This window comes from Streptomyces sp. NPDC006798 (assembly GCF_040635975.1).
GTDB lineage: Bacteria > Actinomycetota > Actinomycetes > Streptomycetales > Streptomycetaceae > Streptomyces.
On sequence record NZ_JBEYIS010000004.1, the window covers coordinates 65,825 to 79,204 of the forward strand.

Below are 13,380 nucleotides of genomic sequence, written 5' to 3' on the forward strand. Positions count from 1 at the left end.
TAGGGGGCGGAACCGCGCGAACGGCCACAGGCGGGCCGCGGACCGCCGACAAGGGCCGGTCGCCGGGCGCGACCCGGGTCGTGGAGCGCGCCCGGAGGGCCAGGGCGCGGGCCGGGAGCGGCGGTCACCACACGGGCGGCACCCGGACAGTCAGGGGAGCGTCAAGGGGACAGCGTCCTCGCCGTGCTCAGGAGGCGGACCGTGTCCGCGGGGGGCAGCTGGAGCGCCGCGCCGACCGTCGTCAGGACCTCCCGCTCCGCCGGGGTGTACGGCCCGTCGGCGAGGGCGATCCGCGCGCCCTGGAGCAGGATCGACTCCCGCCCGGCCGGGGCGAGATGCGGTGCGAGCGGCTCCAGCGCCTCGTGGAGTTCGATGGCAAGGGCCGCCCCGCACGGCCCGGTGTCGCTGACGAAGCGTCCCGTGTCCGCGGCGAGCGCCTCGATCAGCCCGGTGAGCTGGTCTTCCGTACAGTCGTGGAGCCCCGCCGCGCGTACCGTGGCGACGGCGGTCTCGCGGACCGGCCGGGACTCGGTTCCGCCGGACGCCAGGACCGCGAGGGCGACGGTGTGCACCGCGTCCCGCAGCATCGCGGAGAACCGCGCCGTCGTGGGGTGGTCGAGGACGTCCATGCCGAAGTGCCCGTGGCAGGCCGTGCATTCGACGACGGGCCCGGTCGAGCCGCGCGGCAGTACCGGGATCCCGAGCAGGGTGAACCGGCGGCGCCCGGTCCGGCGGCGGTAGTTGCGGTCGCCGCCGCAGGCCGCGCAGAAGAACTCGCCGTCGCCGACGGTGTTCCACGCGGTGGATACGCCGCAGACCCACAGCCTTCGACCGAATACACCCCGGTCCGTCCGCAACTCGCACCTCCGCCGGCCTCCCCCGCCGGCCTGCGCCCACGGGCGTTACTGTGCCACGGCACAGCCGTGTTGGCGTGATGTTAGCCACATGGACGGGGGCCCGTCAGTACCCCGGAGCGCCCCGGTCCGCACATGGCCGATTACCGACGACGGAGGCCCCGTACCGGTTCCCGTCCCGAGCTGCGGAGACGTACGGGAAACCGGTCCGGGGCCCGTCGGCCGGACTCAGCGGAGATCGGACGGACGTACGAGCGGTGACAACGGCCGGGGGTGAGCGGGCCTACGGCGGGTGCGCGCCGTGTGCCCGCCCACAGGGGCCGGTGGTGGGCGACGGAGCCCGTAGAGCGCCGTCTCGGGGCCCTGGGGCCGTTGCCCGGCTGCGGCTAGCGGGCCGCCCGGTTCACCGCCGACACGACCGCCTTCAGCGATGCCCTGGTGGTGTTGGCGTCGATGCCGATACCCCACAGGACCTTGCCGTCGATGGCGCACTCGATGTACGAAGCGGCCTGCGCGGAGGCGCCCTCGCTCATGGTGTGCTCGGTGTAGTCGAGCAGCCGGGCGTCGATCCCGACGGCCTGCAGGGCGTCGAAGAAGGCCGAGATCGGGCCGTTGCCGGAGCCGTTGAGCACGGTGTCGGCGCCGTCCACGACGGCGTCCACGGTCAGGGTGTCGACCCCGTCGGTGTCGGTGGTGGACTGGCCGGAGCGCAGCCGGATCCGGCCCCACGGGTTCTCCGGGTTGGGCAGGTACTCGTCCTGGAAGACGGTCCAGATGTCGCCGGGGGTGACCTCGCCGCCCTCCGCGTCCGTCTTCGCCTGGATGATCTTCGAGAACTCGATCTGCATCCGGCGCGGCAGGTCCAGCTTGTGGTCGTTCTTCAGGACGTACGCGATGCCGCCCTTGCCGGACTGCGAGTTGACCCGGATCACGGCCTCGTAGGAGCGGCCGACGTCCTTGGGGTCGATCGGCAGATACGGGACGTTCCACTCGATCTCGTCGACGGTCTTCCCGGCCGCCGCCGCGTCCGCCTCCAGCGCGTCGAAGCCCTTCTTGATGGCGTCCTGGTGGGAGCCGGAGAAGGCGGTGTAGACGAGGTCGCCCGCGTAGGGGTGGCGCGGGTGGACTTCCATCTGGTTGCAGTACTCGCTGGTCCGGCGGATCTCGTCGATCTGCGAGAAGTCGATCTGCGGGTCGACGCCCTGGGAGAACAGGTTCATGCCCAGGGTCACCAGGTCGACGTTGCCGGTCCGCTCGCCCTGGCCGAAGAGGCAGCCCTCGATCCGGTCGGCGCCCGCCATGACGGCCAGCTCGGCGGCGGCGACGGCGGTACCCCGGTCGTTGTGGGGGTGTACGGAGAGACAGACGTACTCGCGCCGGGACAGATTCCGCGACATCCACTCGAACCGGTCGGCGTGGGTGGAGGGCGTGGACCGCTCGACGGTGGCGGGCAGATTGAGGATGATCTCCCGGCCGTCCTCGGGCTGCCAGACGTCCATGACGCCCTCGCAGACCTCCAGGGCGAAGTCCAGCTCGGTGTCGGTGAAGATCTCCGGGCTGTACTGGTAGCCGAAGACCGTCTCGGGTCCCAGCAGCTTGTCGGCGTACTCCAGGACCAGCCGGGTGCCGTCCACCGCGATCTGCTTGACCTGGTCGCGGGAGCCGCGGAAGACGACCCGGCGGAAGGTGGGGGCGGTGGCGTTGTACAGATGGACGGTGGCCCGGCGGGCGCCCTTCAGGGACTCGACGGTCCGCTCGATCAGCTCTTCGCGCGCCTGGGTGAGGACGGAGATCGTCACGTCCTCGGGGATCGCGCCCTCCTCGATGATGGAGCGGACGAAGGCGAAGTCGGTCTCCCCGGAGGACGGGAAGCCGACCTCGATCTCCTTGTAGCCCATCCGTACCAGCAGATCGAACATGGCGCGCTTGCGGGCCGGGGACATCGGGTCGATCAGGGCCTGGTTGCCGTCGCGCAGATCGGTGGAGAGCCAGCGGGGCGCCTTGGTGATCCGGCGGTTCGGCCAGGTGCGGTCCGGCAGGTCCACGGCCTCGTAGGGCCCGTACTTGTGGATCGGCATCCCGGACGGCTGCTGGGAGTGACTGGCGTTGGTGATCGGCGTGGGACGGCCGATGGCGGCGTCGGTCATGGTGTGCGCGGGCTCCTCGGATTCCGGTTGGAAAAATCGACCGGCCGACGGTTCGAAGCAGCAGCTTGTCCCGCGGGGAGGGGGTCGGCCTACGACTACAGGCCCTCGCCGCGGCAGCTAAGAAGAAGCAGCCCGAAACGCATGATGCCGGGGAGCATATCCGACGGACCGGACGACCGCCGCCCTCGTATCAGTATGCGGGACACCGGATGCGTACGGATCCCCCGGCGGACCCCGCCCCGGGGGGCGCCGCCGGGGGCGCTCCGATGAGCGCCGCACGCCCGTTCCGTCAGTGCGAAACGGCATCCTTCACTCCATTTCACTAATAGCGGTCGCGGCTAGTGACACTGCCGTGCCTCGGTGTCACATTGCCATGCATGGCATTCCACAGCGTCTTCTGCACCGTCGTTCCGCCGCATCTGCTGGACAAGCTGGCCAGGGCCGAGAACCAGCGGATCGCCGACCGCGCCACCCGCACCCTGGAGCGCGACGCCTTCCAGCGCACCCGCCGCCGGATCACCACGGTCCGCGGGGTCGCGGCGGTCCCGCCCGTCGCGGACGCCGACGCCAAGCCCCGGCGGACGATCTACGACTGCGAGAACGGAACCGACCTGCCCGGCCGCAAGGTCCGCGGCGAGGGCGACGAGCCGGGCCGGGACGCCACCGTCAACCGGGTCTACGCGGGCCTCGGCGCCACCTTCGAGCTGCTGCTGAAGGCGTACGGCCGCAACTCGCTCGACGACGCCGGGCTGAAGCTGGACGCCAGCGTCCACTTCGACCGCGAGTACGGCAACGCCTTCTGGGACGGCTCCCAGATGGTCTTCGGCGACGGCGACGGCGAGATCTTCCTCGACTTCTCCATCCCGGTGGACGTGATCGCGCACGAGCTGGCCCACGGACTGACCCAGCACACCGCCAACCTGGAGTACTTCAGCCAGTCCGGGGCGCTCAACGAGTCCGTGTCGGACGTCTTCGGCGCCCTGGTGAAGCAGTACGTCCTCGGCCAGACCGCCGACCAGGCGGACTGGCTGATCGGCGAGGGCCTGCTGGCGCCCGACGTGACGGGCGTGGCGCTGCGCAGCATGAAGGCGCCGGGGACCGCGTACGACGACGACGTCCTCGGGAAGGACCCGCAGCCCGCGACGATGGACGACTACGTCCGCACCGGCCGGGACAACGGCGGTGTCCACATCAACTCCGGCATCCCCAACCACGCCTTCTATCTGCTCGCCACCGAACTGGGCGGCAAGGCGTGGGAGCGGGCCGGGCAGATCTGGTACGACACCCTCACCGGCGGCGAGCTGACGCAGGACGCCCGGTTCGGCGAGTTCGCCCGGCTGACGGCGGCCTCGGCCCGGGCCCGCTACGGCGACGGCTCGCCCGAGGTCGAGGGCGTACTGAAGGCATGGTCGACGGTGGGCGTCCCCACCTCGTGACCCCGCCCGGCCGGGGTGCGGTACGGGGCCGCGTCGCCCGTACCGCCCGTATCGCCCCCCGGTCGGCCGCAGCGCCCGGATCCCCGCTACCGCCCGCCCCGGATCCGTACTAGAACGGATGTCATGCGTATCCAGATTCGGCGCACCGGCGGCTTCGCCGGGATCGAGCGGTTCGCCACCGTCGACACCGCCGGGCGCCCCGACGCGGCCGAGTGGCGGGCGCTCGCCAGCGCGGCGGTGGAGGAGTCGGCGCCGACGGGCCCGGCCCGGGCGGGCGTCCCGGACGGTTTCGCCTACGAGATCACCGTCGACGGGCGGACCGTGCACACCGCCGAACCACGGCTGACCACGGCCCAGCGGCGGCTGGTCTCCCGGGTACTGCGCGAGGGCGCCTGACACCCTCCCCCGGGCGACGGCCGCCCTCGGAGGGTCAGAAGCCGAGCTTGCGGAGCTGCTTGGGGTCGCGCTGCCAGTCCTTCGCGACCTTGACATGCAGATCGAGGAAGACCGGGGTGCCGAGCAGCGCCTCGATGTGCTTGCGCGACTTGCTGCCGACCTCCTTCAGCCGGGCGCCCTTCGGGCCGATGATGATGCCCTTCTGGCTGGGCCGCTCGATATACAGATTGGCGTGGATGTCCAGCAGCGGGCGGTCCTTCGGCCGGTCCTCCCGGGGGATCATCTCCTCGACGACCACCGCGATCGAGTGCGGCAGCTCGTCCCGGACACCCTCCAGCGCCGCCTCCCGGATCAGCTCCGCGACCATGACCTGCTCGGGCTCGTCGGTGAGATCGCCCTCGGGGTAGAGCGGCGGGCCCTCGGGCAGCAGCGGCACCAGCAGATCGGCGACGAGCTGCACCTGATCGCCGCCGACCGCCGAGACCGGGACGATCTCGGCCCATTCGAAGCCCAGCTCCCGCGCGAGCTGGTCCACGGCGATCAGCTGCTCGGCCAGGGTCTTCGAGTCCACCAGATCCGTCTTGGTGACGACGGCGACCTTCGGGGTCTTCTTGATCCCGGCCAGCTCCTTGGCGATGAAGCGGTCACCGGGGCCCAGCTTCTGGTCGGCGGGCAGGCAGAAACCGATCACGTCGACCTCGGCCCAGGTGGTGCGCACGACGTCGTTGAGCCGCTCGCCGAGCAGGGTCCGCGGCTTGTGCAGGCCGGGGGTGTCGACCAGGATCAGCTGGGCGTCCGGGCGGTGCACGATCCCGCGCACGGTGTGCCGGGTGGTCTGCGGCCGGTTGGAGGTGATCGCCACCTTCTGGCCGACCAGAGCGTTCGTGAGGGTGGACTTGCCCGCGTTGGGACGGCCGACGAAACAGGCGAAGCCCGACCGGTGGGGGGCGGACTCGGTGGACTGGGTACGCGCGCTCATGCCGTTCATTCTCCCCGATCCGCGCGGTTCCCGTGCCCCCACCCTCACCGGGCCCTCTTCACGGGGCTCCTCGCGCCCCTGGAGGTCCCTCCGCGCCCCGGCCGATGCGCACGTCGGCCGTCCGGGCGCCGCCCCACTACCCGGGCCGCGCCCGGCAGCCTGGTCTTGTTCGCGGTCCGCGGACCGCGGTGGGCTGGTCGCGCAGTTCCCCGCGCCCCTAAACGCTCTCCCCCTGCACGCCCCTGAAAGGGGGCCCGCCCCCAGGAAGAGGGTCCCGTCTCATTCCGAGAGCGGTCAGGAGGGCAACCAGGGGCGCGGGGAACTGCGCGAAGAGCCGCCACCGACGGCGCACGGGCGAGGCCCCGTCGAAGAGGCGCTGTCCCCGCCCGGGAGGGGCTCAGGTCGTGGCGCGCAGGGTGCCGTCGGGGGCCGCGAGGAGGACCGGGGTGTCGGGGCCGCCCAGGTCGTGGACCGCCGCGCGGTCGTCGTCCGAGACCTCGGCGTCGGGGGACGCCACCAGCGCCGCCGCCTCCAGGGACCGCGCGCCGCTCGCCACGGCCATCGCGACGGCCGTCCGCAGCGCGCTCAGGCGCAGGGACGGCAGGGCGACCGTGGACGCGACGTACGTCCGGCCGGTCTCGTCCCGTACGGCCGCGCCCTCAGCCGCGCCGTTCCGGGCCCGCGCGCTCCGCGCCAACGTGATGATCTTCCGGTCCTCGGGGTCGATCACGGCCTCGGGCGATTCGCTGCTCTGCGTCATGCCCCGAGCATAGGCCGTGTCACGGGCGGTCCAGCCGGAGCCGTACGGCCCGGGGCAGCCCGGCGACCACCAGGTCGTACGAGTCCTCGATCAGCTCCCGGACCAGCCGGGGCGGCAGCGCGCCGACCGTCACGGTGTTCCAGTGGCGCTTGTTCATGTGATAGCCGGGGACGATCTCCGGATGCTCGGCGCGCAGCCGGAGCGCGTTCTCCGGCTCGCACTTGAGGTTGATCCAGAGCGGAGCCCGGTCCAGCCGCCCCAGGGCGAAGACCTTCCCGGCCACCTTGAAGACGGAGACCTCGTCCCCGAAGGGGAAGTCCTCCACGGCGTCGTTGAAGCCCAGGCAGAACGCCCGCACCTCGGCCGCTCTCATCCCCCGGCCGCTCACGCCGCGGACTCCTCGCCGATCCCGTCCGCCTCGTCGGCCTCGGCGCCGGCGGCCACCGGCTCGACCAGGACCGTGACGATCCGGTTGCGCCGTCCGGCCGGGGACTCCGCCGTCAGCCGCAGCGACCGGCCGTCGGGGAGGTCGAACCGGCCCGCGGCGCCCGCGATCGGCACCCGGCCCAGGGACTTGGCCAGCAGCCCGCCCACGGTCTCCACGTCCTCGTCGTCGAGCGCGCCGACCCCGTACAGCTCGCCGAGGTCGCCGATGTCGAGCCGGGCCGTGACCCGGAACCGGCCCGCGCCCAGATCCTCCACGGGCGGCAGCTCCCGGTCGTACTCGTCGGTGATCTCCCCGACGATCTCCTCCAGGATGTCCTCGATGGTCACGATCCCGGCCGTACCGCCGTACTCGTCGATGACGACGGCGACATGGTTCCGCTTCTGCTGCATCTCGCGGAGCAGATCGCCCGCGTTCTTGGTGTCGGGCACGAAGACCGCGGGCCGCATGGCGGTGGAGACCACATCGCTCTCCGAGTCCCGGTTGACATGGGTCTTGCGGACCAGGTCCTTGAGGTAGACCACGCCGACGATGTCGTCCTCGTTCTCACCGGTCACCGGGATCCGGGAGAAGCCGGAGCGCAGGGCCAGGGTGAGCGCCTGGCGGACGGTCTTGTACCGCTCGATGCAGACCAGGTCGGTCCGGGGCACCATCACCTCGCGGACGAGGGTGTCGCCCAGTTCGAAGACGGAGTGCACCATCCGGCGCTCGTCGTCCTCGATCAGGGACTCCTGCTCGGCCAGGTCGACCAGGGCGCGCAGCTCCGCCTCGGAGGCGAACGGGCCCTTGCGGAAGCCCTTGCCGGGGGTGAGGGCGTTGCCCAGCAGGATCAGCAGCTGCGGGATCGGGCCCATGATCCGGGCCAGCGGCAGCAGGACGTAGGCGGCGGCTGTGGCCGTGCTGAGCGGATGCTGCCGGCCGATGGTGCGCGGGGAGACGCCGACGGCGACGTACGACACCAGGACCATCACGGCGATGGCGACGGCCAGGGCCTCCCAGGTCTCCGGGAATCCCTGGAGGCAGACATAGGTGACCAGCACCCCGGCCGCCATCTCGCAGGCGACCCGCACCAGCAGGGCGACATTGAGATAGCGGGTCGGGTCGGCGGCGACCTGGGTCAGCTTGGCGGCGCCGCGACGGCCCGAGCGCAGCGCCTCGGCGGCCCGGAAGCTGGAGACCCGGGCGATTCCGGCCTCCGCGCAGGCCGCCAGCCAGGCGACGACGACCAGCAGGACCGCCCCGGCGATCAGCGGGCCGGTCATGACACGGTCGGGGCCGGGGAGGGACCGGTGATCCCCCGCTCGGTCCGCCAGCCGTCGACGATCGCGCCCTGGAGCCCGAACATCTCCGCCTTCTCGTCGGGCTCCTCGTGGTCGTACCCCAGCAGATGGAGCACGCCGTGGACGGTGAGCAGTTGCAGCTCCTCGTCCATGGAGTGCTTCGTCGGGGCCTCCTCGCCCTGCCGCCGGGCGACCTCGGGGCAGAGCACGATGTCCCCGAGGAGGCCCTGCGGCGGCTCCTCGTCGTCCTTGGCGGGCGGCCGCAGCTCGTCCATCGGGAAGGACATGACATCGGTGGGGCCGGGCAGGTCCATCCACTGGATGTGCAACTGCTCCATGGCCTCGGCGTCCACGACGATCACCGAGAGTTCGGAGAGCGGGTGGATGCGCATCCGGGCGAGGGCGTAGCGGGCGATGTCGAGCACCGCCCGCTCGTCGATCTCGATTCCGGACTCGTTGTTGACGTCGATCGACATGGTCTGGTTCGTACTACTTCCCGTGGGAGCCTCGGCCGTCGTGCGCAGGGGGCCGGCCGTGCTGCTGGGCACCGCCGGACCGCTGCTCCCCGACACGGCCGTCGTACTTCTCGTACGCGTCGACGATACGGCCGACGAGCCGGTGCCGGACGACGTCCTGGGACGTGAGCCGCGAGAAGTGGACGTCGTCCACCCCGTCGAGGATCTCCTGCACCTGCCGCAGACCGCTCTTGGTGCCGTTCGGCAGGTCGACCTGGGTGACGTCACCGGTGATGACGATCTTCGAGTCGAAGCCGAGCCGGGTGAGGAACATCTTCATCTGCTCGGGGTTGGTGTTCTGGGCCTCGTCGAGAATGATGAAGGCGTCATTCAACGTACGACCACGCATATATGCCAGTGGCGCGACCTCGATCGTCCCGGCTGCCATCAGGCGGGGGATGGAGTCCGGGTCGAGCATGTCGTGGAGCGCGTCGTAGAGCGGGCGGAGATAGGGGTCGATCTTCTCGTAGAGCGTGCCCGGGAGGAAGCCCAGTCGTTCGCCGGCCTCGACCGCGGGGCGGGTCAGGATGATCCGGGTGACCTGCTTGGACTGGAGGGCCTGGACCGCCTTGGCCATGGCGAGATACGTCTTGCCGGTACCGGCGGGGCCGATGCCGAAGACGATGGTGTGCTTGTCGATGGCGTCGACGTACCGCTTCTGGTTGAGCGTCTTGGGGCGGATGGTGCGGCCACGGCTGGAGAGGATGTTCTGGGTGAGCACCTCGGCCGGGGTCTCCGTCCCGTCGCCGTTGCCGTTCGCCTCCGCCCTGAGCATGGCGATCGAGCGTTCCACCGCGTCCTCCGTCATCGGCTGTCCCGTGCGGAGCACGAGCATCATCTCGTCGAACAGACGCTGGATCAGGGCGACTTCCGACGCGTCCCCGACGGCGCTGATCTCATTGCCCCGGACATGGATATCGGCCGCCGGGAAGGCCGCCTCGATCACGCGCAGCAGGGAGTCACCGGAGCCGAGGACCGTCACCATGGGGTGCTTGGCGGGGACGGTGAAGAAGGCTCGGGCCTCGCCGCTCTCGGAACGCCGCGCGGACTTCGAGTTCTTTGCTGTGGGTGTCTGAGTCATGGGCCGGCTCTGGGGCCTGCGCCTACCTCCTGATGCAGGGTTCTCGCCGCTCGACAACCTCTGGAACACCAGCCTACGACGCGGCGCCGACAACGGCCGAAGGCATTTTCGGCGGGGGCAGTCCCGGGGGCCGCGGCCGGTCCGCCGCGGCCGGGGAAACCGCCGGTCAGGCCGGGCTGCGGAAGCCGATCGTGGGGACGGCCCGGCGCAGCGGCAGGGGGCGGGCCGGGGCGGGCAGCAGTTCGTCGAGGAAGGCGTACCGCCGCAGGGCCGCCGGGTCCTGGGCCGGGGCGTCCCGGACATGGCGCCACCAGGCGGCGATCTCCCACCAGCCGGGTGCGGAGAGCGAGCCGCCGAACTCCTGGACCGAGAGGGCGGCGGTGAGTCCGGCGAAGGCGAGCCGGTCGGCGAGCGGCCACTCGGCGAGGGTGCCGGTGACGAATCCGGCGACGAACACGTCGCCCGCGCCGGTCGGGTCGAGCGCCTCGACCGCGATCGCGGGAACCTCGGCGCACGCGCCGGTCGCGCCGTCGACCGCGTAGGCGCCTTCGGCACCGAGGGTGACGACCGCCGTCGGTACGTAGGCGGTGAGCGCGTGGGCGGCCCGGCGCGGGCAGTCGGTGCGGGTGTAGCGCATGGCTTCCTCGGCGTTGGGGAGGAATGCCTCGCAGTGCGCCAGGTCGGCCAGCCGGGAGGGGTCCCACCGGCCCGTCTCGTCCCAGCCGACGTCGGCGAAGATCCGGGTGCCGCTCGCGGCGGCCTCGGCGATCCAGGCGGCCGGATCGGGCTCCAGGGACGCCACGGCGGCCCGGGCGGGCGGGCAGTGGGGCGGGACGCCGGGCGGCGGGGCCTCGTGGCCGTGCGAGACCATGGTCCGTTCGCCCTCGTAGGCCATGGAGACGGTCACCGGGGAGTGCCAGCCGGGTACGGTCCGCGACCGGGAGAGGTCGATGCCCTCGCCCTGTTCCAGGGCGTCCCAGCAGTAGTCGCCGTAGTGGTCGTCGCCGAAGGCGGCGGCCAGGGACGTCCGCAGGCCGAGCCGGGCCAGGGCGGTGGCCATATTGGCCACGCCGCCGGGGCTGGAGCCCATGCCCCGGGCCCAGGACTCGGTACCGCGGACCGGGGCCGAGTCGAGCCCGGTGAGGATGATGTCGAGGAAGACGGTTCCCGTCAGATGGACGTCGCACTCCGGGTCGGCGGCGGTCCTGAGGGTGGCCAGCGGATCGAGCAGCTTCTCGTTCCGCGCGGAGGGGCCGCCTTCCCGGTGCTGCGGGGAGTGCGGGAGTTCGGGGTGCTGTGCGCCGTGTCGGATGATCACCGTGCCTGCCGCTCCTGTGCGTGGTGCAGATTCGGCCAGTCTGCCAAATCACGGCCCGGGACGTGGGGTGATCACCGGCCCGGGGCCGGGGGTCCGGCGGTCAGCCCGTCGCGGTGTCCTCGGTGGCGAAGTCGTACGCGTCCACCTCGGCGATCAGGCGGGCCCTGCGCTCCTCGTCGTCGTCGAGGAAGGCGGCCAGGAAGGAGTTCCGGGCCAGTTCGCGCAGCCGCTCGGGGCCGAGGTCCAGCGCCTCGCGCACGGCGTGGAAGGTGTCGCCGGCATAGCCGCCGAAGTAGGCGGGGTCGTCGGAGTTGACGGTGCACAGCAGTCCGGCGTCCATCATCCGGGGCAGCGGGTGGTCCGCCAGGGTGTCGACGGCCCGGAGCCGGACGTTGGAGAGGGGGCAGAGCGTCAGGGGGGTCCGGTCCCGGACCAGCCGGTCGACGAGTTCGGTGTCCTCCAGACAGCGGAGCCCGTGGTCGATCCGCTCGACGCCGAGGACGTCCAGGGCCTCGCGGATGTACGACGGCGGGCCCTCCTCGCCCGCGTGCGCGACCCGGCGGAGTCCGAGCGCCGCCGCGGCCTCGTAGACCTCCTTGAACTTGGCGGGCGGATGGCCCGCTTCCGCCGAGTCGAGGCCGACGGCGGTGATCCGGTCCAGGTGGGGGCGGGCGGCCCGGAGCGTCTCCATCGCGGACTCGGCGGAGAGGTCCCGCAGAAAGCACATGATCAGCCGGGTGGAGACGCCGTGGCGCTCGGGCGCGGCGTCCAGCGCGCGGGTCAGCCCGGCGACGACGGTGGCCAGGGGTACGCCGCGGGCGGTGTGCGCCTGGGGGTCGAAGAAGATCTCGGCGTGCCGGACGCCCTGGGCGGCGGCCCGGGCGAGGTAGGCGTCGGCGAGCTCGGCGAAGTCGTCCTCGGTACGCAGTACCGCCATCAGTCCGTAGTACAGGTCGAGGAAGGACTGGAGGTCCTGGAAGAGGTAGGCGCGGCGCAGTTCCGCGGTGTCCTCGTAGGGCAGGGTGACGCCGTTGCGGGCGGCGAGGGCGAAGGCGAGTTCGGGTTCGAGGGTGCCTTCGATGTGGAGGTGGAGTTCGGCTTTGGGGAGCGGCACGGTGAGGTCTTTCCGAGCTGGTGCGTACGGGCGGTGCGGGTCGTACAGGTGGGGCGGGTGATGCGGGCAGGGCGGGTGCTACGAGTGCCGCGGTTCAGGAGGCGCGTTTGGGTACGGGGATCCTCATGAGGTCCTTGGCGACGGTGAGTTCGCCTTCGTATCCGGCGGCCCTGGCCTGGCGTTCGAACTCGTCGGCGTCGGCGTACCGCTGGGAGAAGTGGGTGAGGACGAGATGGCGTACGCCCGCGTCCCGGGCGACCCGGGCGGCCTGTCCGGCGGTGAGATGGCCGTGGTCGACGGCGAGCCGTTCGTCCTGGTCGAGGAAGGTGGACTCGACGACGAGCAGATCGCAGCCCTCGGCGAGGGCGTGGACGCCGTCGCAGAGCCGGGTGTCCATGATGAACGCGAAGCGCTGGCCCCGGCGTTCCTCGCTGACGTCGGCGAGGGTGACGCCGCCGACGGCGCCCTCCCTCTGGAGGCGTCCGACGTCGGGTCCGGCGATGCCGTGCGCGGCGAGCCGCTCGGGCAGCATCCGGCGTCCGTCGGGTTCGGTCAGCCGGTAGCCGAAGGATTCGACCGGGTGGGAGAGCCGCCGGGCTTCGAGGGTGTACGCGGGCGTACGGGCGATGACGCCGTCGGCGGCGACGGGCCCCTCGGTGAGGGAGACGGTCTCGCGGTAGGCGGTGGCGTACCGCAGGCGTTCGAAGAAGCGCTGTCCGCTCGCCGGGTAGTGGGCGGTGATCTCGTGCGGGACCCGGTCGAGGTTGATCCGCTGGATCACCCCGGCGAGGCCGAGCGAGTGGTCGCCGTGGAAGTGGGTGACGCAGATCCGGTTGAGGTCGTGGGCGGCGACCCCGGCGCGCAGCATCTGCCGCTGGGTCCCCTCACCCGGGTCGAACAGCAGGCCTTCGGCGTCCCACCGGAGCAGATAGCCGTTGTGGTTGCGGTGCCGGGTGGGGACCTGGCTCGCCGTGCCGAGGACCACGAGTTCGCGTACGGACACGATGTCTGACCTGCCTGTCCCGTTCTGCTGCTCTGCCGCTGTTCTGCCGCTG

General features: G+C 71.7%; 13 protein-coding genes. 2 read left to right on the forward strand and 11 right to left on the reverse strand.

Going from position 1 to position 13,380, the window contains the following annotated elements; genetic code table 11:
- Positions 1 to 161: 161 nt before the first annotated feature.
- Both ABZ714_RS03750 and leuA read right to left on the reverse strand, forming a co-directional pair.
- The gene (locus ABZ714_RS03750) at positions 162 to 857 is read right to left on the reverse strand and encodes a TerB family tellurite resistance protein (RefSeq protein WP_358823504.1); all 696 of its coding nucleotides are present in this window, start codon (positions 855 to 857) and stop codon (positions 162 to 164) included.
- 383 nt (positions 858 to 1,240) lie between these two features.
- Positions 1,241 to 3,001 carry a 2-isopropylmalate synthase gene (leuA, locus tag ABZ714_RS03755; RefSeq protein ID WP_358823505.1) on the reverse strand — a complete coding sequence of 587 codons (1,761 nt, stop codon included), beginning with the start codon at positions 2,999 to 3,001 and terminating at the stop codon, positions 1,241 to 1,243.
- Positions 3,002 to 3,378: 377 nt separating this feature from the next.
- On the opposite strand from leuA, the gene ABZ714_RS03760 reads away from it, so the two are divergent.
- Both ABZ714_RS03760 and ABZ714_RS03765 read left to right on the forward strand, forming a co-directional pair.
- A complete protein-coding gene (locus ABZ714_RS03760) occupies positions 3,379 to 4,437 on the forward strand; it encodes a M4 family metallopeptidase (protein WP_358823506.1) in 1,059 nt (352 codons plus the stop codon).
- Positions 4,438 to 4,560: 123 nt separating this feature from the next.
- A complete protein-coding gene (locus ABZ714_RS03765; RefSeq protein ID WP_358823507.1) occupies positions 4,561 to 4,833 on the forward strand; it encodes a protealysin inhibitor emfourin in 273 nt (90 codons plus the stop codon).
- Positions 4,834 to 4,867: 34 nt separating this feature from the next.
- Here the strand turns inward: ABZ714_RS03765 and era are convergent, their stop codons facing one another.
- The 9 genes from era to ABZ714_RS03810 all read right to left on the reverse strand — a co-directional run bounded on the left by era (position 4,868) and on the right by ABZ714_RS03810 (position 13,328).
- A complete protein-coding gene (era, locus tag ABZ714_RS03770) occupies positions 4,868 to 5,812 on the reverse strand; it encodes a GTPase Era (RefSeq protein WP_358823508.1) in 945 nt (314 codons plus the stop codon).
- Positions 5,813 to 6,209: 397 nt separating this feature from the next.
- Positions 6,210 to 6,572 carry a cytidine deaminase gene (locus tag ABZ714_RS03775; protein ID WP_358823509.1) on the reverse strand — a complete coding sequence of 121 codons (363 nt, stop codon included), beginning with the start codon at positions 6,570 to 6,572 and terminating at the stop codon, positions 6,210 to 6,212.
- A 19-nt stretch (positions 6,573 to 6,591) separates the two neighbouring features.
- Positions 6,592 to 6,945 (reverse strand): MmcQ/YjbR family DNA-binding protein, encoded by a 354-nt coding sequence (locus tag ABZ714_RS03780; RefSeq protein ID WP_358823632.1) that lies wholly within the window; start codon positions 6,943 to 6,945, stop codon positions 6,592 to 6,594.
- An 11-nt stretch (positions 6,946 to 6,956) separates the two neighbouring features.
- The gene (locus tag ABZ714_RS03785; RefSeq protein WP_358823510.1) at positions 6,957 to 8,279 is read right to left on the reverse strand and encodes a hemolysin family protein; all 1,323 of its coding nucleotides are present in this window, start codon (positions 8,277 to 8,279) and stop codon (positions 6,957 to 6,959) included.
- Positions 8,276 to 8,773 (reverse strand): rRNA maturation RNase YbeY, encoded by a 498-nt coding sequence (gene ybeY / locus ABZ714_RS03790; protein ID WP_358823511.1) that lies wholly within the window; start codon positions 8,771 to 8,773, stop codon positions 8,276 to 8,278. The genes ABZ714_RS03785 and ybeY overlap by 4 nt, the downstream gene beginning before the upstream one ends.
- Positions 8,774 to 8,786: 13 nt before the next feature.
- The gene (locus ABZ714_RS03795; RefSeq protein WP_358823512.1) at positions 8,787 to 9,893 is read right to left on the reverse strand and encodes a PhoH family protein; all 1,107 of its coding nucleotides are present in this window, start codon (positions 9,891 to 9,893) and stop codon (positions 8,787 to 8,789) included.
- A 166-nt stretch (positions 9,894 to 10,059) separates the two neighbouring features.
- A complete protein-coding gene (locus ABZ714_RS03800) occupies positions 10,060 to 11,124 on the reverse strand; it encodes a PfkB family carbohydrate kinase (protein ID WP_358823633.1) in 1,065 nt (354 codons plus the stop codon).
- Between the two features lie 187 nt (positions 11,125 to 11,311).
- The gene (locus ABZ714_RS03805; protein WP_358823513.1) at positions 11,312 to 12,325 is read right to left on the reverse strand and encodes an adenosine deaminase; all 1,014 of its coding nucleotides are present in this window, start codon (positions 12,323 to 12,325) and stop codon (positions 11,312 to 11,314) included.
- 94 nt (positions 12,326 to 12,419) lie between these two features.
- On the reverse strand, positions 12,420 to 13,328 hold the full coding sequence (locus tag ABZ714_RS03810) for a ribonuclease Z (protein ID WP_358823514.1): 909 nt from the start codon (positions 13,326 to 13,328) through the stop codon (positions 12,420 to 12,422).
- Positions 13,329 to 13,380: the final 52 nt, after the last annotated feature.

Coding starts and splice junctions, on each gene's coding strand:
- ABZ714_RS03765 (WP_358823507.1), top strand. CDS start 4,561: ATGCGTATCCAGATTCGGCGCACCGGCGGCTTCGCCGGGATCGAGCGG.
- ybeY (WP_358823511.1), bottom strand. CDS start 8,773: ATGTCGATCGACGTCAACAACGAGTCCGGAATCGAGATCGACGAGCGG.
- ABZ714_RS03760 (WP_358823506.1), top strand. CDS start 3,379: ATGGCATTCCACAGCGTCTTCTGCACCGTCGTTCCGCCGCATCTGCTG.
- leuA (WP_358823505.1), bottom strand. CDS start 3,001: ATGACCGACGCCGCCATCGGCCGTCCCACGCCGATCACCAACGCCAGT.
- ABZ714_RS03775 (WP_358823509.1), bottom strand. CDS start 6,572: ATGACGCAGAGCAGCGAATCGCCCGAGGCCGTGATCGACCCCGAGGAC.
- era (WP_358823508.1), bottom strand. CDS start 5,812: ATGAGCGCGCGTACCCAGTCCACCGAGTCCGCCCCCCACCGGTCGGGC.
- ABZ714_RS03785 (WP_358823510.1), bottom strand. CDS start 8,279: ATGACCGGCCCGCTGATCGCCGGGGCGGTCCTGCTGGTCGTCGTCGCC.
- ABZ714_RS03795 (WP_358823512.1), bottom strand. CDS start 9,893: ATGACTCAGACACCCACAGCAAAGAACTCGAAGTCCGCGCGGCGTTCC.
- ABZ714_RS03780 (WP_358823632.1), bottom strand. CDS start 6,945: ATGAGAGCGGCCGAGGTGCGGGCGTTCTGCCTGGGCTTCAACGACGCC.